Below are 20,283 nucleotides of genomic sequence, written 5' to 3'. Positions count from 1 at the left end.
GCTGTCGGCGGATTCTGAAATGGATGGAGGAACCCGTTCGCGTGGGATGAATCCCGCGCTCCCGGCGGAGGGAGATTCCATGGACAGGCATCCGCTCCTTTCCGGATTCTTTTTACCCCATCCGACGTTCTTATCGCATCGCCCCGTGGCTTGGGGCCACGGCGATCATCAGGCTGTCGCTCTGATGAAGAATGGACCTGCTTCAGACTGGCCCCGATCCGCTTCCGATGGAAGCGCTGAAGGTGAAACGCGTTTCTTTTTCATCGGAAACCACTTCCAGTTTCCCGCCGTGGGATTTCGCGATCTGGGAAGCAATGTAGAGGCCCAGCCCGAGCCCTTCGCGGGAGTCGTTCATGTCTCCGCGATTGAACGGCTCGAACAAGCGGCCGAGGAGATGCGGCGGAATGGGGGCCGCCGCGTTCGCCACGCTGAAAACGAAATTCCCGCCCGCGCAGACGGCGGTCACCTCCACATCCCTCTCCGGGCGGCCATGGGTCATCGCATTGGAAACCAGGTTGGCGACCAATTGGGAAAACCTCTTGGGATCATGGGGGAATGGTTCCCGCAGATCGAACCGTGTCGTGATCCCGCGGTCCGGGAATCCCGTCCTGATTTCATCCAGAACCTGCTCCAGCAGGTGATCCACCGGTTCCTGCGAGAGGCCTTCCAGCGAAATTCCCTGTCCAAGTCTCCCGCGCGCGAAGTCCATCACGTCATCGATCAGGCCCGACATTCTTCCCGCGCTTTTTTCCATCATGTCCACGAGTCCCTCGGCATGGGGTGCGAGTTTCCCCTCTCTCAACAGCGCCGTTCCCATCGTGATCGCCCCCAGCGGGCCGCGCAGGTCATGCCCGAGCACGGCGATGAATTGCTCGCGGAGCTTCGAGTCGTCCTGCTCCTTTCTCAAGTCCTCTTCCGAAACCCTCAGCTTCTCGGCGACGTCGATATGGAACGCGATGAGTTCCGCGAACAAACGGAACATGCCTGTGATGGCGGGAGTTTTCAGCGAAGCCGGTTTCGGATCGATCGCGCAGAGCGTGCCGAAAAACCGCCCGTCCGGCAGCAGGATGGGAAATGAGATGTAGCTCTGGAAACCGTAACAAGCCGGGGTGTGATGGGAGCGGTAGAGCGGATCCTCGTCCACGTGGTCGATCACCACGGGCTGCCGCTGCTGGCGGATCTCGTGGCAGATCGTGGTGGTGAGATCCAGTTCGCCCCCCGGCTCCAGCCCGAAGCGGATGTGATCCAGCACCGCGCATGCGATCCAACGGTTTTCCGTCACCCTCGCCACCGCCGCGAAGCCCATGCCCGTGGTCCTGCACACGACATCCAGGATGGTGGGTATCGCAGGAATCCTGCCCGCGCTCTCGACCTCTTCCGCAATCTCCGCCATGGTGGCGCCGATTGTCGGGAATCACCGGAAAATACGAGGAAAATCGCCCGGAAAATGGAATGCCTCCTCCCCGTGGTTTTTTGTCATGGTGGAGCCGGGAAGAATTCGGCAACTATTTTCCCGAATCATGCAACATGCGCCGCTGGATTCTTAAACAGGTAAGTGAACGGTGGAGTTGGCCCGATGGACGGGTCGCGCTGCCGGGCCCGAAATCCCCGAACACGAACCAATGAAACCATCATCTGCCAAAGTCCTGTTGCTCGTCACGGCCCTGTCCACGCCCCTGCTGCACGCGCAGGACGCTCCGGCAAGGATCCGTGAGATCGAGCAGAAGGTGCTCATGAAACAATACCGGGACTCGGTCCGTGCCCTCGCCGCATCGGCGGGTGAGACGGACGGCTCCTCCCCGGAAGCCATCAGCAAGTACGTGCAATGGCTCGTCAAGGTGGACTCCGAGCTGGACGCGGACGCGAAAGCCTCCGCCGTCGGTACGGAGGACATGAGGGAAAGCGCCTCCACACTCAACGACATGGCGTGGCGCATGATCACCTCGCCGGACGCCGCAGGGCGCCACCCGGAAATCTCGCTCAAGCTGGCGACCATCGCCCTCGAACTGTGCGGCCGGGACAATGAGCTGAAATCGAACACCCTGGATACCAGGGCCCGGGCGCTGTTCCTGCTCGGGAAACGCGAGGAGGCTGTCGCCGAGCAGGAAAGGGCCGTCGCGGCGGCGACCGTGGCGAAAAAGGCCGGGGTGGAAGCCACGCTGGCCTCGTACCGGACCAACCAATTGCCGGAGATATCCCCACCGGCCGGTGGTGAGCAAATTAATTATTGGAAGCTGAACAATGTGCCACACTCGAAGGAGATGCAGCGGATCGTTCATAAACTCAACCGCATGATCATCCCCTCGGTCGACTTCGAAGACGCCCCGTTGGAAGAAGTCGTCGCATTCCTGAGAACGAAGTCCGTCGAGCTCGACACCGCCGAACCCGATCCCGAGCGCAAGGGATTGAACATTGTCGTGCGGCCTTATGGCGGGAAGCTGCCTCCCGCCTCCCCGGCCCCTGCCGACGCCTCCACCCGTGTCAAAAGCCTCCACCTGCGCAACGTGCCGCTTGGAACCGTTCTGGGCTACCTCACCCAGATGACTTCGATGCGCTACAAGGTGGATGATTCCGCAGTCACCCTGGTGCCGGCGAGTGTGGCCGAAAGCGAGCTTTACACCCGCTCCTTCCACGTGCCACCGGATTTCCCATCCCTCATCGCTTCCAATTCGCCATCGGGAGCCGACCGTCCGATCCAGGATTTGCTGAAAGACAACGGCATCCTTTTCGGTGAAGGCAGCTCCGCTTCCCTGCCGGGAGGAGGCGTCCTTCTGGTCACCAACACCCCGAACCAACTGGACAAGCTGGAACAACTGATCATGTGGTCGATCCCGGAAACGGGCACTGCGAAGCCGGTTGACAAGGCTCCGCCCGACCTAACCCAAAGGACTTTGGACAAGCTCAACAGCATCATCATCCCATCGGTCGACTTCGATGATGTCTCCCTGGACGAAGCGGTCGAGTTCATCAGAAGTCGATCCATCGAGCTTGATGCGGCCGAACCCGACCCCATGCTGAAAGGGATGGACTTCGTGGTGCGGCCCCGGACCGGAGGCGGGGAGGCGGCACGTATCAGGAACCTGCATCTCCGCGACATCCCGATCGCACAAGTGCTGAAGCATGTTTGCGACGCCACCGCCTCACGTTTCAAGGTGGAGCGCTCCATCATCACTCTCGTCCCCCAGGCGGATGTCGAAAAGGAACTTCTCACCCTCCGGTTCAAGGTGCCGGTCGATTTCGCTTCGGCATTGCAGGAGGAATCCGGAGCGCCTGCCGACGCGCCCCGCCCCTCGATCTTAAAATTGCTCAATTCCAACGGCATCCGATTCGGCGAGGGATGTTCCGCGCTGCTGACGGAGGAGGGCCTGCTCCTCGTAACGAACACACCGGACGAAGTGGACAAGCTTGAAATGTTGATCCAAGCAATCGGCGGAACCTCCTCACCTGTCGCCCAGGATGTCGAGCTGGAGGTGCCCACCGAGGGGGTCACCCGCATCACGCGCAAGCTCCGGGAGATCGTCATTCCATCGATCCAGTTGGAAAACGTTTCTTTGGAAACAGCCGTCGAACTTCTCAGGAAAAAGTCCGTCGAACTTGATGCAACTGAACCCGATCCCTCGCTCAAGGGGGTGAACCTTGTCATCAGGCCCCGTCCGAATGATCCGGAACCCCTCCCCATCCGGAGTCTCCGCCTTCGCAACGTTCCCCTCGGCGAGGCGTTGAAATACGTCTGCCAAGTGACCCGCATGCGTTACAAGGTGGATGACTTCGCCGTTATGCTCGTTTCCCAGGATTCGATCCATCAGGAACTTTTCACCCGCACCTTCTCGGTGCCGCTCGATTTCACTTCCATACTGGAGCCCCCGTCCGGATCGGAGGAGGCCGCCGCGGATCCGTTCGAAAAGAAGCCGCCGGTCACCGATCGCCCGCCGGTGCGTGTCCCTGTCCAGGAACTGCTGAAAGCCAACGGCATCCTTTTCGGCGAAGGCAGCTCCGCGTCCCTCACATCCGGGGGCACGCTGATCGTGACCAACAATCCGATGGAGCTGGACAAGCTCGAACAGCTGATCCTGGCGATCACCCCGGCCCCGGAGCCTGCCAAGCCGGTTGAAGAGCCGCTGTCCGGCACCGCCTACCTCACCAACAAACTGGAAAAAATCGTCATCCCCTTGACCGACTTCAAGGATGTCTCGTTGGAGGAGGCGGTCGACTTCCTGAGAAAACAAGCTGTCGAACTTGATACCTTGGAACCCGATCCGGGTAAAAAGGGATTGAACTTCGTGATCCGGAAGGAGGCCGCCGCGACCGCTCCGGCGTCCATCCGCATCAAGGACCTGAGCCTGCGCAACACTCCGATCGCCGTCGCCCTCAAGTATATCTGTGACGCCGCCGGCCTGGGCTACCGGGTGGATGACTTCTCCGTTACCATACTGGATCCAAGCGTGCTGGAAAAGGAGATCTATACGCGGACGTTCGCCGTGCCGGCGCATTTTTATTCCGCGCTGCAATCCGCATCAAACGCGAATGCGGCGGCGGAAAATCCCGCCGGCCAGAAGACCCGTCCTTCGGTAACCGAACTGCTCAAGTCGAATGGTATCAAATTCGACAAAGGAACCTCCGCCACGCTCAATTCCACACACCTTCTGGTCACCAACAGCGCGAACCAGTTGGACAAGGTTGAAACCTTGGTCCAGCTCCTGAACTCGATTCCGCCAGATCAGTGGAAGCGGGCCAGGGAGCTCATGGCCCCCGTGGAGCCGTCGGCACGTTAAAGCGGAGGGAGCGGGCACACTCTTGTCGGCGAAGCGGATGGGGAACAGGGAGAAAAGCACGATTCTCCTGCCGGCCATCCGCTTCCCCCTCAGGAGTGTGTGCTTCTTTTCCTCACGAAGCTTTCCGGGTTTTACCGCTTCTCCGGCCTCCGCCATCATGCCATGCTGCTTCCGCCGGATTTCATCCCCATCTGCCTGATCCGATCTCATGTCGCCCGCCTTCCACACCCATTTGGGAGAATTCCACACCACCCGCTGGTCCGTGGTGGTCGGCGCGCAGGGCCATTCCCCGGCACAGGTGAACGCCTCGGTGGAGTCGCTCTACCGGCAATACCTTTCCCCCCTGTATGCCTACGTGCGGCGGCGCGGTTACTCCCCCCATGACGCGCAGGATCTCACGCATGACTTCTTCTCCCGCCTGCTGGAAAAAGGCTGGCTGTCCTCGGCGCACCAGGATCGCGGGCGTCTGCGGACCTTCCTGCTGGTGGCGATGAAGCGGTTCCTCGCGAACGAGTGGGACCGCACCCGGGCGGACAAGCGCGGCGGTGGTTCGCGGTTGGTGAGCCTTCAATCCGAGGAGGGGGAACGCCTGTTTTCCGCCGATGACGCGGCGGGCTCCTCCGTGCCGGACGAGCTGCTGTTCGACCGGAACTGGGCGATGGTGCTCATGCGGACCACCCTGGACCACCTGCGGCGCGAGTATGAACGGAGCACCCGGCCCAATGACTTCGACGTTCTGAAATCCTGCCTCACGGCGGAGCGCGGGGACATCGACTATCCGGCGATCGCACGCGAGCTGCAGCTGCTCCCGGCATCCGCGCGCAGCCTGGTCCACCGGTTCCGGAGACGCTTCCGGGAAATTTTCCGCGAGGAGGTGGCGGGTACGGTATCCTCTCCCGAGGAGGTGGAAGACGAGATGCGGGCGCTGATTTCAACCTTGGGCCGACAATGAACAATTCCACCCTGACAGACATGCCCGTGACGACAGAGGCGGATAAGGAAACCGGATGCCCACGCTGCGGCACTCCGCTGACGGGAAGCGTCGTGGACGGATTGTGCGCGCGCTGCCTGGGCGCGCTGAACTTCGACACGCTCACGCAGATAGGAGGAGTGTCGGACATGTCCTACGCTGTTCCCACTGTGGAAGAGCTGGCGGATTTTTTCCCCCAACTCGACGTGCTGGCCCTCATCGGGCGCGGCGGGATGGGGGTGGTTTACAAGGCCCGGCAGAAATCGCTGCACCGGCATGTCGCGCTGAAGCTGCTCGCTCCGGAACGGGCGGGCGACCCCATGTTCGCACGGCGGTTCGCGAACGAGGCGAGATCGCTCGCGGCGCTGAACCATCCCCACATCGTCAGCGTGCATGATTTCGGCGAGGCCGGCGGATACTTTTACCTGCTGATGGAATTCGTGGACGGGGTGAACCTGCGGCAGCTCATCGACAGCCGGCGTCTGTCCCCGGACGAGGCGCTGGGGATCATCACCCCGGTCTGCGACGCGTTGCAGGCTGCGCATGAGCGCGGCATCGTCCACCGCGATGTGAAACCGGAGAATCTGCTCATCGACCGCAACGGCATCGTGAAAATCGCGGATTTCGGGATCGCCCGGATGATGGACGAGCCGGTCGCGGATGGAGCGCACCCGCTTCCGCAGGATCCGTCCGCGGCACACACCCTCGCCGCCGGGACGCCGGACTATGCCGCTCCCGAGCAACGTGCCTCCGCCCCCTCCGACCACCGCGCGGACATCTATTCGCTCGGCGTGGTGCTGTATGAAATGATCACCGGCCAGCGCCCCGGCAACGGAGTGATCACCCCGCCATCAAAACGCGCGGCGGTGGATATGGGGATCGATGAGGTCCTGCTGAAGGCGTTGCAGAGAGAACCGGACCAACGCTTCCGGACCGTCGCGGAATTCCGCGAGCATTTCGAGGAAGCGAAAGGGCGGACGGAACGGAGCGGAACACCTCAGGCATCCTCTCCATGGTGGCGGAGGCGCGGACCGGCAATGATTGCCTTCGCTGTCTTGGTGGTGGGGATCATCGCAGGGCTGATGACAACCGATCCACCTGCCCATAAACCCGATCTCCGTTCTCCGCAAATTTCCCGGGAAGGGCTGCCGGAGAAAGGATACCCCCTGGATCTGGCATATCGGGACTTCAACGACGCCTTCATGGAATTGCAGTCGGCGCGGGCGGTCCAGGTCATCGGCAGGGCGGACGGATCTCCCGCTCCTCCGGACCATGATGAGAAAGTGAAAAAAATGGAAGCCCTGGTCCAACAGCTGCGGGAGAGGATCCTCCGGATTTCGGAAGGGAAGCATTGATCGGGTCCAAGGGAGGTCTTCTCCCGCCACCTTCACGGAGGCGGCGAAAGCCAGATCTGTGCAACTTCTCCTGATTCGCGCTGTTCCACTGGGATGGACTCCAGAAAAACCGCCCAGGATTTCCCGCAGGAACTCATCGATCTCTATGACGAATATGTCCACGGCCAGGTGGACCGGCGTGGCTTCCTGGACCGCGCCTCGCGCTTCGCGATCGGTGGCGTCACGGCGGCGGGCCTGCTCGCCGCGCTCAGTCCGAGATATGCCTGGGCGGAACAGGTGCCGAAGGACGACGGACGGATCAGGACCTCCTACGAAACCTATGAGTCCCCGGCTGGCGGAGGAAAGATCAAGGGCTACCTCGCCCGCCCCGCGAAAGCAGAAGGCAAGCTGCCCGGCGTCATCGTCATCCACGAGAACCGCGGGTTGAATCCTTACATCGAGGACGTGACCCGGCGTCTCGCGATCGAGGGTTTCGCCGCCTTCGCGCCGGACGCGCTCACGCCGCTCGGAGGTTATCCGGGCAATGACGACGAGGGCCGCACGATGCAGGCCAAGCGCAAGAAGGAAGAGATGGAGGAGGATTTCATTGCCGCGGCCAAGTGGTTGCAGGCGCGGGATTTCTGCGGCGGCAAGATCGGGGCGGTCGGATTCTGCTTCGGCGGCGGGATGGCGAACACCCTGGCGGTGCGCCTGCCGGAAATCATCACGGCCGCCGTTCCATTCTATGGAGGCCAGCCACCGGCGGAGGATGTGCCGAAGATCAAGGCAGCGCTGCTGCTCCAATATGCGGAACTCGACCAGAGGGTGAACGCCGGCTGGCCGGTCTACGAGGAGGCGCTGAAAAAAGCCGGGGTGAAGTACGAAGCCTTCATCTACCCGGGAGTGAACCACGGCTTCCACAATGACACCACCCCGCGCTATGACGAACCCGCCGCGAAACTGGCGTGGCAGCGGACGGTGGATTTCTTCAAAAGCCGGCTGGCGGCCGGTGATGTGAAGTGATGGACCGCCGCCCCTTCGCTACGTGGGGGCGGTTTTTCGAAATCGTTCCCGACCGGGTGGCTGCCTCGGCCGATGCTGAAGCAGCCACCCGCGGGGAATATCAGCTTGGTTTCACGACCAGGCGGGCGAAGCGGACGCTCGGTCCCGAGGGGAATGTGAAGACGACCGAGGTGCCGTTATCGACCACCGATCCGCCAGGAGCGGAGGTCCAGCTGCCGAGGTCGGACGAGACCTGCACCTCGTAGGCTCCGGTGAAGGCCGCGCTCTTCGGCCATGTGATCGTTCTCACACCCGCGTTCGACACCACCGAAGGAAGGGCGGTGAAACCGCTGCCGGTGGCACCGACGAAGAACTCCACACCGTTTGGCACGCCGTCGTTGTCATGGTCATCGCTTGGGGATTGGCCGGTGGCTCCGTTGTTCGAAGCCCAGGTGCCAAAACCGGACGGGCCACCCGAGCCGGTGGTGACGATGAGGCTTCCCGCACCCGAGAAGTGGATTCCGTCGCCTGCGGCGGTGTAGGTTCCCGCTGGCTGCTGGACGCCGCCGAAGAAGAGTTTGTCCACGGTTTCGGATCCCGTCAGATTCACTTTTCCGGCATTGATGACGACCGTTCCCGTGTCCGCGATGGAATTGCCGGTGACGGCGAGTTCCCCGGCGTTGACGGTGGTGGTGCCGGTATAGGTGTTCACCCCGGTCAAGGTGGCGGTGCCGGCCCCGTTCTTGGTGACCGAACCGGTGCCGCTGATGACATATCCCGCGGTGTGGCTCGCGGCCCAGTTGTAGACGAGGGAGGCGTTGTTGACGACGCTGCTGCTCATCGCGATCGTGCCATCCGTGGTGCCGTTACCCAGTTGCAAGGTGCCCTCGCTGATGGTGGTGACACCGGTATAGGTATTGGATCCCGTCAATATCCAGAGGCCCGATCCGGCTTTGGTCAGCGAGTTCACGCCGGTGCCGTTGATGATCACCCCGCTGACGGTGTTCGCTCCCGTGGAAACACCGTGCAGGGTCAGCGTGCGGGCCTGGTCGTTGGTGATGTTTCCGGCAAGGGTGAGGCTGCCGCTGTCCGACTGGATGCGGGTGCCTCCGGCGCCGCTGGTCATCGTGATCACGCCGTTGATGGTGTTGTCACCGCTGACGTTGGCAATGGCGTAACCGGTGCCGCCGACACCCGTGCCGTCGTTGCTCGTCAGATACGTCACCGTGGCGGGAAGGCTGATTCCACCTTGGAGTTGCAATCCGGCACCTTGGGCGAGGATCCGGACACGGCTGTTGCCCAGGGCGTTGTTGCTCCTCACATTGATGATACCGCCGCCGACCACCGTGGGGCCGGTATAGGAACTCGTCCCCGTGAGGGTGAGGGTCCCCACGCCTTGTTTGTTCAAGGCCAGGGCCGCGGTGCTGCCGTCGGCGATCGTGCCGCCGAAGGTGTTGTCGACGGCGTTGTTGATCTGCAGGGAGCGCTCGGTGGCGGTGGCTCCGCTGGTGATCGTTCCCGTCCCCGCAAGGCCGGCCGCGACAAAGTCGCCTGTCGTTGTCAGGGAGTTTCCATTGCTGCGGTTGATCTGCAGGGTGGTGCCGCCGTTCACGGTGAGGGTGCCGCCGATCTTGCTGGCATCCCCGAAACTGCCGATGCTGGTTGCGACGAGCGTTCCTCCGCCTGTGAGGGTGAGTCCCTGGGTGCCGGACTTGATTTCTCCAACCGTGAGGATGTCACCAGCTCCGCCAACCGTCACGATGCGGTCTCCACCACCGCCGAGGGTCACGTTGCCGGTGCCCATGTCGAGATTGCCGGTGCCGGTGAAGTTGAAGTCTCCGTTCCATGCCTGAGGCTTGTTGGAGGTGGTTGCGATCGCTCCGCCGCTGGTGTTGTCGAGGATGCCGCCGTTGATCTCGACCACTCCCGATCCTCCGCCGAGGGCGGAGGGGCTGTTGATGTTGAGGGTGCCGGCATTCAGCGTGAAGCCGCCGGTGACCGTGCTCGCGCCGGAGAGGGTCAGGCTGCCATTTCCATTCTTGACCACGGCACCGCCGCCGGTGATGGGGCTCGAATACACGTTCGATGGGCCTGCCAGATCAAAAACCAGTTTTGCGTTGTTCGCGACGGCGAGGGTCGAACTGCTGGCGATCGAGCCGCTGACTTCCAGCGTTCCTCCGGTGATGACGGTCGCTCCGGTGTAGGAGTTGGTGTTGGCGATCGTCACCTTCGCGAAACCGTTCTTCGTCAGCGAGCCGGACGCGATTCCGACAGCCCCCGTGCTCGTCACCGTGTAATCGTTGAAATCGTTGGTGAAAATCGCCGCCAACGGGCCGACACTTCCCGTGATGTTCACGCCGAAAACGCCGGAGGTATCATCGAAAAGCACCGCCTCGGTGTCGGAATACGCGATCGCCTCGTCGTTTTTCAACCAGTTGGTGGGACCTCCCACCAACCAGTTCGAGTTCGTCGATCCCGTCCACAGGATGGCATTGGTGGTGATCCGCAGGACGAGCCCGGTTTCTGTTCTGACCAGCGACGCCTGTTGGCTCGGGTTCAGGCCGACGGGAGGCACCAGCGTGAAGTGCGATGCGTCGGGAGCGGACGGATAGTTCGTGAATTCGATCAGGCTGTAGTCCACGTTGTCCTGCCACACTCCGGTGGAGGAAGCGACGGTCACCACGACATCAGCCGAGGAACTCGTCGCAAGGTCGGTGACATACAACTGTTGGCCGCCGAACGGGCCGTCTTTCGTCAGGTTCAACGAAGCCGCTCCCTGGAAGGTCAGGGTGCCCACACTGAGGGCGCTTTGCTGGCCGTTCCCTGCGGCCACGGTGTTGGCGATTCCGTCCGCGACCGTGAGCGTGTTGATGCTCCCGTTGCCGTCGATGGTTCCCTGGGTGAGGGTGACAGGTTGGGCGAGCGTTCCCGAGCCGCTGAGAATCAGCTTCGCGCCGGTACCGTTGATGGTCACCGAGCTTGAGGAATCCAGCGGAGTGGGGTTGTTCAGGGTGAGGGTTCCCTGGCTGACGGTGGTCGGACCTGCGAAAGTATTCGCTGCGGACAGGATCAAGGTGCCGCCGCCGCTTTTGGTAAGGCCGCCGTTTGAAATCACACCGGAAATCGTGGAATCCAACGCCTGGGTCGTATCCGCCACGGTCACGGTGCGGTTGACACCTCCGAGGTCGATGGTTCCCGAGAAGTTCATCTGGTTTCCGACCAGCGGCTGGCCGATGATGAACTCCGCCGCCAGCGAGATCGGGTTGGCGATCGTGCGGCCCTGGATCCGGGGCACAAAACCACCGCCGGTCACCGTCACTGAGCCGGCACCCAGTGCGGAATTGTTTCCGATGTGGAGAAAACCGGCCGCCAGGGTGGTTCCCCCGCTGTAGGTGTTGTTTCCGTCGAATTTCAGTCCGCCGGCTCCTTCCTTGATGATGCGTGTCACGGTGGTGCCATCCGCCACCACACCGCCGACACTCAACACGGCGCTTCCGCGGGTGGTCACGGTGCGGCTCGTGCCGGCCGCCGTGCCCAGGCTGACCGCGCCATTCCCCAAACCGAGGTCGTTCAAGGTGGTGCCCGCTTCCGTGCCGAACGTGAAGTCGCTGTTCCAAACCTGCGGGTTGTTGTTGGAGATCGTCTTGGCCGATCCGCTGGTATTGTCGAGTGTGACTGCTCCGGCGATGGTGAATGTGCTGGCGGCCGCGCCCAGCGCGGTGGCCGAATTGACATTCAGCGTGCCTTCATTCAGCACGAGACCGTCGGAGAAGGTGTTCGTGGCCGCCAGGGTGAGGGCTCCCGCTCCGCTCTTCACGATACCGAGGGAACCCGTGACATTGGTGACGTTGATGCCCAGAGGGGCCGTCACGTTCCAATTTCCCGTGCCGTTGAAGGTCAGGATGCGGCTGCTGGAACTGCCGTTGCCGAACCGGATGTCCGACTGGATCAGCGCCGTGGCTGCGGAATTGTTGGTGAATGAATTGTTGGTGTACGGTGCGGTGGCATTGCCGAGGTAGACCCACGGGGTACCCCCGCCATTTCCCAAGGAAAAGGCGGCGCCCGAGGTCTCGAAGGCCCCGGCGTCGATCGTGATGTCATAGAGCCGCACGAAATTCGTGGTGCTGGAGGGAGGGTCGATGGTGAGCGAGGAATCCTGCCCCGCCGTCACCTGGACGCTCCACGGGTTGGTGCCCGCGCTCGGGCCGCTTGTTCCGAGGAGAAGATTCCCGGCGGCGGTCCCGTCGAATTGACCGATGTTCCCGGCGGCGGACGCCGGAACGCCGTTGGGACTCCAGTTGGTGGCGACGTTCAGGTTCGTGCTGGCACCCGCGCCGGTCCAGACGAAGGTCGCGGCGGATGCGTTGGCGAAAAGGCATAAAGCAAGCGTGCCTGCCAAAGACGATGCTGCGGGGATAAAACGGCTAGGGGAGTTTTTGGGTTTCATAGGAGGAGTGTCGGGGTTTTGGAATTTCAAAGATGATTACCCGCCGCAAGGGACGGAGAATCGATGGGTTCAGGGTTGCGTGATCGGAAGTGGACGCGTTGCAAAGTGCCTCGCGACAAAGGGTTGGGTCGGAAAAGAGTCACGATCTCCCTCCTTTGGTGAGGAACGGGATTTTTCTCCGGATGCCGACACACTTTTTTAGGTGCGTTTTGAAGATGCGCCCCAGGCACGGCATGCGGCAGGGACAGCTTGCGGAAATCCGGCGTCTGACCACGGTGCCGCAGGTCCCCTCTCAGTCGTCCGGCCTCCGTGAAATCCGTGCTCCCGTCTTCCCGCGCATTGTGCTAGCCCTTGCCGCACATGAATGGCTTCCCGGGTTTACTGAGATACTTCTGCGTTTCCCTGCTGGCCGCGACCGGGGTGGTCGCGGCGGAGGCGACGTGGGACAGCCGGTTGACGGAGGTTTTTTCGAACCGGTGGAAGGTCGTCCAGAAGCAGCTGGGCGAACTGAATCCCGAACTGGAGAAACTGCCGAACATCCCCATCGATGACCAGGGCGGCACGGGAGGGTACGTCGGAAACTACCAACAGGCCGGTCCGTCGCAGGATTCGCAGATGGGGGTGGAGGTCCGCTGGCGGGACACGCCGGTGGTGGATCTCGTCGCACTGGTGCCCGCGCGGCGCTACGACGCGAATGGCCTGGACCCGCAGTATGGATTGCCGGAGGATTTCACCGTGGAATTGCTGGATGGCTCGGGGGCGGTCATCCGGGAGGTGGCTTCGGAAAGGAGCACGAGCGGCAATCTTGTCAGAAAAGGGCTGCCGTTTGTCTACAAGGTTGAGCCTCCGGTGGCGGCGGCGGGACTGCGGATCACCGCGGCACGCCTGAAACCGGACCCGGAGAACAAGGGGCAGTTCATCCATGCCTGGGCGGAAGCCATGGTTTTCTCCGGGGCGCGGAACATCGCTTATGCGGCGGAGGTCCGCAGCCTGGGTGGCGGCACCCCGTCCACTCCATGGCACTGGAAACCCGCTTTCCTCGTGGACGGGAAAACCCCTCTCGGGTTGCCGGAGATTCCCGGCGAGGAACACGGAAACACCGGCTGGATGTCGGAAGCGCGTGAGTCCGCCACCGATGCCACCAGCCTGAAGGTGGATCTGCGGGAGCTTGCGACGATCGATTCGGTCCTTCTGTTTCCCGCTAAGCGGCCCACGTCGGACCTGCCCAGCGGTTTCGGGTTCCCGCGCAAGCTGGTGATCTCGGTTTCCGAATCGGCCGGTTCAGAAAATTGGAAAATCATCGCGACCCGTGACTTCGCCAACCCGGGTCACAATCCGGTGCTCGTTTCATTCGAGCCGGTGGGAGCCCGCCAGGTGAAGGTCGAGGCCACGCAGTTGTGGAAGGCGTTCGATGAATTTCCGGCGTTCTTCGCCTTGAGCGAATTGGAAATCCTGTCGGGAGAGAACAATCTCGCCCTGGGCAAGGGCGTGCAATCGCCGGACAGCATGTCGAGCGTCATCGCTCCCGGAGGGCGCTTCTGGAGCACCGCCGCGTTGAGCGACGGCTTCGGTCCGGACGGCCGGCTGGCTTCGGAAAAAGAGTGGATGAAGCTGTTGGACCAGCGGGTGCGCCTTGAGACCCGGCGTCATGACCTGCTGGCGGAGTCACGCCAACTGGTGACGGGGTGGCGCCAGGCGGCGCAGATTTGTTTCGGACTGCTGGTGCTGGCGGGAGGTTTCCTGATCGTCGCCCTGCCCATCCGCTACCGTCTGCATGCGAACCGGGAACTGACGAAGGTGCGCGAACGCATCGCCGGAGACCTGCACGACGAGGTGGGCAGCAATCTCGGCAGCATCCAGATGATCGCGGATCTGGCGGAAGGAAGATCCGGTCCGTCCGCCGAGTTGAAGCGCATCCAGCGGATCGCCGCCGAGACGGTGAGCGCCGTGCGTGACATCGTCTGGCTGCTCCGGCCCACGGGGGACCACCGCATCGGCACGGTGGAACATCTGCGCGAGACGAGTTCGATCATGCTGGAGACCCTGGAGTGGAAGTTCACGGCGAATGAAGAGGCGTGGCAGGTGGAGCTGCCCGAGGAATCCAACCGCGATCTGTTCCTGTTTTTTCGCGAGGCGCTGCACAACATCATGCGCCACGCGAAGGCGGCGACCGTGGAGATCCACGCGGAGAAGGTCGGCAATGTTTTCCGCCTGAACATCTCGGATAATGGAGTGGGAATCGAGCCCGCCAAGCTCGAGCGCCCGGCCACCCTGCGCGCGTTGCGGCAGCGCACGGAGTCGCTCGGGGCGGAGCTGCAGGTGGAAAGCAGTGCGGAAACCGGGACAAGGCTGGTGCTTGCCGTGCCGTTGGAGCGGAGAAAAAAGCGTTAAAGCCGCGCTTTCCGAATGCCGGATGTTGTTCTATTTTTTCTCCGCATGCCACCGACGACCAAGGAAAAACCGATCCGGCTCATTCTGATCGAGGACCATGCGGATTTCCGCGAATCCGTTTCCATGGTTCTTGAAGAACGCGGAGGCTACCAATGCGTCGGTGGTTTTTCCACCATGGAGGACGCGCTCGAAGCCCTGAGGGGCGGTCTGGAGGCGGATCTCGTGCTTTCCGATCTGGGGCTGCCCGGCATGAGCGGCATCGCCGGCATCCGCAAGGTACGGGAAATCCTGCCCCATGCCCGGGTGCTGGTGCTCACGGCGTTCACCGACAAGGCCAAGGTATTCGCCGCGCTGGAGGCCGGGGCACACGGCTATCTGGTGAAGGCCGGCAGCGCCGCCCGCCTGATGGATACCTTGGAGGAAGTGCTCGCGGGCGGCACGCCGCTGGACCCGAAGATCGCGGGTATGATCCTGCAAACCTTCCGCCAGCTCAGCCCCATTCCCGAGGCGGAGGCCCTTTCCTCGCGCGAGTGCGAGGTGCTCCAGCTTTCGGCCAAGGGGATGAACCGCCAGGAAATCGCCGATGAATTGAAAATCAGCCAGCACTCCGCCACGGAGTACATCAAGCGCAGCTTCGACAAACTTCACGTCCGCAGCCTGCCCGCCGCCGTGAGCGAGGCGATCCGCAGGGGATTTCTCGATTTATCCTGAGGGTATCGGCGTCTCCCGGCCCGGCGGAAACATGTCCCATAATTTAGTGACATGACAGATTTCAAAACATCCGCCACCTTTGCGTCGTCGAGGCGATGGGGATCGTCCTCTTCAGTATAGTATTCATGACTAAAAAACGGGGTCACACGAGTGTGTGACCCCTTTTTATTGCCATTTTCACTCGAAGACCACCCGGAATCCCAGATCCGGGCGGCGCAGGCCGCGATCCGCGGTCCACTCGCGGGTGAGGGCGTTGCTGCCGGACTTCAGGTAGGAGCCGCCGATGATGACCCAGAGTTTCTCGCCCAGGGGATTGGCTGGATCCGGCGCGGGTTTTGCCGTCCACTCGCAGGCACTGCCCGCCATTCCCAGAAGGCCGGTCGGAGTGCGATCGGCGGTTCCGGGGGAGACCGGCGCGAAAGAGGAAGTGGGGATGGTGGCAGGGTCCGGCAGTTGCTGGCTGAGGGCGGCGAACCATTCCTCTTGGGTGGGAAGACGGGCTTTTTTCCACTCGGCGTAGGCGGATGCGTCCCACCAATCGACCCCCGTGACGGGCGAGTCGAGCGTGACAGGCTGGTTTTTCCAACTGCCATTGGATTTCGCGGCTGCGAGAAGGGAGTCCCAATCATCCGGAATGTGACCGGGCTTGTCCTTGGGTTGGCTGGCGGGATCGAAGATGTCCGCGCGCTTTTCCTTGGCGAGGATGGAGAGGGCGGTGAGAAATTCCTCGTATTGGCCGATGGTGACTTCGTGGGCGGAGATGCGGAAAGCGGGCAAGGTTTCCTGGCTGTCGTCGGGCGTCGGATGCTCTCCGGCAGGGACGGGCACGGCATCCGGCAGCTTCGCGCGGGGTGGCGCGGTGGGTAGCGGCGGCCGGAGGGTCATGGAGACCGCGACGATGCCGACGAGAACGGCGGCCGTGGCCCCGAAGATGACGGAGGCGGGTAGTTTTTTCCTCGAGCGGGAGCCGCCCTTGGTCGGTGTGAGGACGGAGGGAGGATCGGCGAGCTGGTGCTCGATCTGCATGCAGAAATCCCGTGTTTGCGCCCAGGTGAGCGGACCTTCAAGACCCTCGCCGCGCATCCAGCTCAGAAGCGTGAGCAGCCGGGTGGCTCCCGGTTTTGTGGATGCCACGAGCGGGACCAGGGCGTGGCCGAGGTGGAAAACGTCCCTCACCGATTCTTCGGGAGTCCGGATGCCGGCGATGGCGAGATTTTTCAGGCGGATGACGGCGTGTTCATCCAGATAGACGGCATCCAGTCCCATGGGCGAGGTGGCCTGGCCGAGCGACTCGTGCTGGAGGTGAGCCTCGGAAACCCGGCGCAGGATCATGGCCAGGCGTGCGGGAGGGAAAGGATCGTTCGCCAGCCTCCGCTGCTCCAAGGTGGTGCCGGGCAGCAGTTCGTGCGCATAGAAACACGCTCCCGGCTCGGCGACAGCCTCATATACGGAACCGACGAGCGGATGGTCGACGCCGGCCTTCGCGCGGACATCCGCGAGGAAATTCCCCCGCTCGTTCTCGTCCGTGAGTTCATCCACGAGCACGAGCCGGGCGACAGAGATCTGCTCGGCGAGCCAGGTGCGGGTGGTGGCGTTTTCCGCGAGGAGCTCCCGCAGGCGGTATTCGCCGAGGTGGCGTTCGTCAGGAGCGGGATTCATGGACATGTGGGATATCGGCGGACGGGCGGGGCTGGGAAAATCACTGGCTGGGGAGGGGAGGGAGAAGCGGCAGATTCGGATCGAAATCCGGTGGCAGGGTGTCTGGTGATGGCAGCCCGCCGGAGTTCACATTGGGTTGCGGACCCACCTTGGCGGCGAGATGCGGCGGCCATGCGCGGACATCGACCACGTCGCCCTTGTAGAGAAGGGAGACGACCTGGCCATAGTAGGTTCTTTCACCGTAGAGATGCTCGTTCTGAACGTTCTGCCGGGGAATGGTATAAACCATGCGCAGCTTCTCCTCACCCTCGGCATAGTCGAAAGGCAGGGTCAGCCATTTTTCCTCGGTGACCCACTCCTTGCCATTGCCCTCCTCGATGATTTCCCCCTTGCCGTTCTTCAGGAAGAAGCGGACTTCGACGGAGACCTGGTCGAGATCCAGCTCCTCACCCGGCGCTTTCTGGGACGGGATGGTGAGCGTGACTTTCTCCCCCGCGTCGTCGTTCGGATCCTTGAACATGAGAACCTGGCCGAGCGAGAGCTTGCCCATGGCGGATGGCGTGTCGAACCCGTCGCGCAGCTTGGCGGCGGCCTGCTCGTAGAGGACTCCGGCCTTGGAGACTCCCATTTGGAAAACCTTCTCATAGTGCGCGGAGGCGGTGTCGAACACGCCCATCTGCTCGTGCACGAGGCCGAGTTCGTAATGCACGTTCGGATCGTCCGGCGACTGGGTGAGAGCGTTTTCCAGCTTCACGATCGCCTGCACCATGTCCCCGGCGACGCGCGCCTGCCGGGCCTCGCGGACCATTTTCTCAGATCGCGGATCGCCGACGGCAGGTGCCGCGACAGGCGTGGGAGCGGGCAGGGGAGCCGGTGAAAAGGTAGGGGCGGCGGGTTCGGGCATGGGTGGCCGGGAGACGATCGGAGCCACCGGCTTTTCCGGCTCGGTCACCACGGGGACCCGGACGGTGATGTATTTCGGCACCTCCTTGACGACCACCCGCGGGACCCGGGATTCTTCATAGCGCTTCGCCAGGGCCAGGCCCGCGACGAGAATTTGGGAAAATGCCATCAACGCCAGCGCCCAACACGAAATCGCGAAGACTGGCGGACGTGCGGCAGCCGGCGGATCAGATTTCAGTGAGGCCATGGCCGCAAGGTGTGATTTTGGCATGAGCTTGTCAATCCGGTCAGCGGCATGTCCTTCGGAGGATGCGTTGCTCCCGCGGGAACGGCAGGTTTGTGACAACGACCTCTGGACAAGTGGAGTGGGAGCATTCAAAAATAGCGCACTTGAAACGTTTTTTCCAATCCGAGGCGGGAGCGACCGTTTTGTGGGTCGTTGCCACCATGGTGATGGCGGCGGTGATTTCGCCATGGCTTTACCAGACAGGGATGAATCTGGCGCGTGCGGCGGAGACCCGCGAACTGCCGGGCATCCTGGAATGGTTGGGCGCCGCGTGCGGCCGTTCGGATTTCGGCCGCTATTTCAGCCGGGCGCTGGTGATTTCAGCGGTGGCGTTGCTGCCGTTCCTGTTCTGCCGGGTGAGGGCGGCGCTGGCGCTCGCCAGCTCCACCTGCGACTCGTGCGCGAGGCTCTCATGGCGGGAGGCGCTGGCGCAGGTGGGTGTGGGGGTTCTGGTGGCGGGCGTTCTGTTGTGGGGGATGGGAATGTTGCTGGAGATGGTGGGGGCGTATTCTCCGCGGCACAATCCGGTGTCATTCGGCAAGGTGGTCGGGAAAATCATCGTGCCGGCGGTGGTGGTGCCGCTGATGGAGGAGTGGTTGTTCCGGGGCATCTTGCTGGGATTGTGGCTGCGGTTCGCGCGGCCGGTGGCGGCGTGTCTCCTGACATCCCTGTTTTTCGCGTTCATCCATTTCCTGAAGCCCCCGGAGGGCGCGGGGGTGATGGACCCGGCGTCGATGTCCGCGGGCTTCGAGCTGTTGGGCAAAATCCTGCATCACTTCACCGAGCCTCTCTTCTTTGTCACGGATTTCGCCGCGTTGTTTGTCGTCGGGCTGATTCTGGCGATGGCCCGGGTAAGGACGCGGGCGCTGTGGTTTTCCATCGGATTGCACGCGGGATGGATCGCGGCGTTCAAGGGGTTCAACCTGCTTTACCGATCGGTGGAGAACCATCCGTCCCACCCATGGGGGGTGGGGGATACCCTGCGGGCGGGGCTTTTCCCGATGGCGACGTTGATGGTGACCGCCTTGGTTTGCCATTTCGTTCTGAAACGGTTCGAACCCCGCGCAAAAGCCTGACCTCCGGCCCGGGCCGCCCTTCATCCACGCATCACCGTGACGACCACGATGCCGCGCATGCCCGCCTTGCGGAGCGATCTGGCGCACTCGTCCACCGTGGACCCGGTGGTGAACACGTCATCCACCAGCACCGCACCGGCAGGCGATTGGGAGATGTGCCTGCCGCCCGCAGGGGTGACGGTGAAAGCCCCGCGGAGATTTTCCAGCCGCCGTGCCCGGGCGAGCGCGGTCTGATGCTCGGTATCGCGGATGCGTTTCAGGGCCTTCAGTACGGGGAGGCCCGTGATGCGGGAAACCTCCTGCGAAATCTCCTCGGCTTGGTTGAAATGCCGGTGACGGAACCGGGAACGGTGGAGTGGAACCGGAATCAGCGGCCATTTTCCGGCAAGGGCGGGGGCGAGGCGCGGGTCTGAAAACGCCTCGGCGGCGAGGCTGCCGAGATCGCGGGCCAGATGGATCTCCCGCTGGTATTTCAGCCGGTGGATCATATCCAGCGTGCGCTTGTCCCGTGCGGTGGCAGGGCGGGCGAAGTCGAAGGAAAACTTCAAATCGCGGCAGTTGGGACACGAGAACTCGCCATCGATGCGTCCCTGGAATGGTTCGCCGCAAATCTGGCAGAAGGGGGCGGCGAGGCGTGGGAGATCCGAAGCGCATGCGTCGCAAAGCGCCCGGCCGTCGGTGAGGATCTCACGGCAGACCGCACAGACCGGTGGATAAAAAAGATCCATCGAG

General features: G+C 62.6%; 12 protein-coding genes. 7 read left to right on the top strand and 5 right to left on the bottom strand.

The window, feature by feature from the left end; genetic code table 11:
* Positions 1-202 precede the first annotated feature (202 nt).
* Positions 203-1,393: a GAF domain-containing sensor histidine kinase gene (locus tag JIN84_RS02745; RefSeq protein WP_200349476.1), complete on the bottom strand. Its 1,191-nt coding sequence runs from the start codon at positions 1,391-1,393 to the stop codon at positions 203-205.
* Positions 1,394-1,622: 229 nt separating this feature from the next.
* Between JIN84_RS02745 and JIN84_RS02740 the strand changes: the two genes are divergently transcribed.
* From JIN84_RS02740 to JIN84_RS02725, 4 genes are all read left to right on the top strand, one after another.
* Positions 1,623-4,772 (top strand): hypothetical protein, encoded by a 3,150-nt coding sequence (locus tag JIN84_RS02740; RefSeq protein WP_200349475.1) that lies wholly within the window; start codon positions 1,623-1,625, stop codon positions 4,770-4,772.
* Positions 4,773-4,980: 208 nt separating this feature from the next.
* Entirely contained in the window at positions 4,981-5,724 is a 744-nt protein-coding gene (locus tag JIN84_RS02735; RefSeq protein WP_200349474.1) for an RNA polymerase sigma factor, read from the top strand.
* On the top strand, positions 5,721-7,097 hold the full coding sequence (locus JIN84_RS02730) for a serine/threonine-protein kinase (protein WP_200349473.1): 1,377 nt from the start codon (positions 5,721-5,723) through the stop codon (positions 7,095-7,097). Before JIN84_RS02735 ends, JIN84_RS02730 begins: the two co-directional genes overlap by 4 nt.
* A gap of 93 nt (positions 7,098-7,190) precedes the next feature.
* On the top strand, positions 7,191-8,099 hold the full coding sequence (locus tag JIN84_RS02725) for a dienelactone hydrolase family protein (protein ID WP_200349472.1): 909 nt from the start codon (positions 7,191-7,193) through the stop codon (positions 8,097-8,099).
* 100 nt (positions 8,100-8,199) lie between these two features.
* On the opposite strand, the gene JIN84_RS02720 is transcribed toward JIN84_RS02725, so the two are convergent.
* Complete coding sequence (locus JIN84_RS02720; RefSeq protein WP_200349471.1) at positions 8,200-12,525, bottom strand: beta strand repeat-containing protein; 4,326 nt, start codon at positions 12,523-12,525, stop codon at positions 8,200-8,202.
* Positions 12,526-12,885: 360 nt separating this feature from the next.
* On the opposite strand from JIN84_RS02720, the gene JIN84_RS02715 reads away from it, so the two are divergent.
* On the top strand, positions 12,886-14,916 hold the full coding sequence (locus JIN84_RS02715; protein WP_200349470.1) for a histidine kinase: 2,031 nt from the start codon (positions 12,886-12,888) through the stop codon (positions 14,914-14,916).
* Positions 14,917-14,961: 45 nt separating this feature from the next.
* Positions 14,962-15,627, top strand: coding sequence for a response regulator transcription factor (locus JIN84_RS02710; protein ID WP_200349469.1), 666 nt, complete (start codon positions 14,962-14,964; stop codon positions 15,625-15,627).
* A gap of 177 nt (positions 15,628-15,804) precedes the next feature.
* Here the strand turns inward: JIN84_RS02710 and JIN84_RS02705 are convergent, their stop codons facing one another.
* Both JIN84_RS02705 and JIN84_RS02700 read right to left on the bottom strand, forming a co-directional pair.
* Positions 15,805-17,286, bottom strand: coding sequence for an SUMF1/EgtB/PvdO family nonheme iron enzyme (locus JIN84_RS02705; protein ID WP_200349468.1), 1,482 nt, complete (start codon positions 17,284-17,286; stop codon positions 15,805-15,807).
* A gap of 40 nt (positions 17,287-17,326) precedes the next feature.
* Positions 17,327-18,436, bottom strand: coding sequence for a tetratricopeptide repeat protein (locus tag JIN84_RS02700; RefSeq protein ID WP_200349467.1), 1,110 nt, complete (start codon positions 18,434-18,436; stop codon positions 17,327-17,329).
* Positions 18,437-18,579: 143 nt separating this feature from the next.
* Between JIN84_RS02700 and JIN84_RS02695 the strand changes: the two genes are divergently transcribed.
* Complete coding sequence (locus JIN84_RS02695) at positions 18,580-19,551, top strand: CPBP family intramembrane glutamic endopeptidase (protein ID WP_200349466.1); 972 nt, start codon at positions 18,580-18,582, stop codon at positions 19,549-19,551.
* Positions 19,552-19,571: 20 nt separating this feature from the next.
* Here JIN84_RS02695 and JIN84_RS02690 read toward each other — a convergent pair whose 3' ends face one another.
* Entirely contained in the window at positions 19,572-20,279 is a 708-nt protein-coding gene (locus JIN84_RS02690; protein WP_200349465.1) for a ComF family protein, read from the bottom strand.
* Positions 20,280-20,283: the final 4 nt, after the last annotated feature.

Origin of the sequence: Luteolibacter yonseiensis, from assembly GCF_016595465.1 — a bacterium.
Classification (GTDB): domain Bacteria; phylum Verrucomicrobiota; class Verrucomicrobiia; order Verrucomicrobiales; family Akkermansiaceae; genus Luteolibacter; species Luteolibacter yonseiensis.
This window is presented reverse-complemented; position numbering and strand designations above follow the sequence as displayed.

Excerpts from the sequence above, each read along its gene's own strand:
- JIN84_RS02745 (WP_200349476.1), bottom strand. The coding sequence starts at position 1,393 with ATGGCGGAGATTGCGGAAGAGGTCGAGAGCGCGGGCAGGATTCCTGCG.
- JIN84_RS02740 (WP_200349475.1), top strand. The coding sequence starts at position 1,623 with ATGAAACCATCATCTGCCAAAGTCCTGTTGCTCGTCACGGCCCTGTCC.
- JIN84_RS02735 (WP_200349474.1), top strand. The coding sequence starts at position 4,981 with ATGTCGCCCGCCTTCCACACCCATTTGGGAGAATTCCACACCACCCGC.
- JIN84_RS02730 (WP_200349473.1), top strand. The coding sequence starts at position 5,721 with ATGAACAATTCCACCCTGACAGACATGCCCGTGACGACAGAGGCGGAT.
- JIN84_RS02725 (WP_200349472.1), top strand. The coding sequence starts at position 7,191 with ATGGACTCCAGAAAAACCGCCCAGGATTTCCCGCAGGAACTCATCGAT.
- JIN84_RS02720 (WP_200349471.1), bottom strand. The coding sequence starts at position 12,525 with ATGAAACCCAAAAACTCCCCTAGCCGTTTTATCCCCGCAGCATCGTCT.
- JIN84_RS02715 (WP_200349470.1), top strand. The coding sequence starts at position 12,886 with ATGAATGGCTTCCCGGGTTTACTGAGATACTTCTGCGTTTCCCTGCTG.
- JIN84_RS02710 (WP_200349469.1), top strand. The coding sequence starts at position 14,962 with ATGCCACCGACGACCAAGGAAAAACCGATCCGGCTCATTCTGATCGAG.
- JIN84_RS02705 (WP_200349468.1), bottom strand. The coding sequence starts at position 17,286 with ATGAATCCCGCTCCTGACGAACGCCACCTCGGCGAATACCGCCTGCGG.
- JIN84_RS02700 (WP_200349467.1), bottom strand. The coding sequence starts at position 18,436 with ATGGCCTCACTGAAATCTGATCCGCCGGCTGCCGCACGTCCGCCAGTC.
- JIN84_RS02690 (WP_200349465.1), bottom strand. The coding sequence starts at position 20,279 with ATGGATCTTTTTTATCCACCGGTCTGTGCGGTCTGCCGTGAGATCCTC.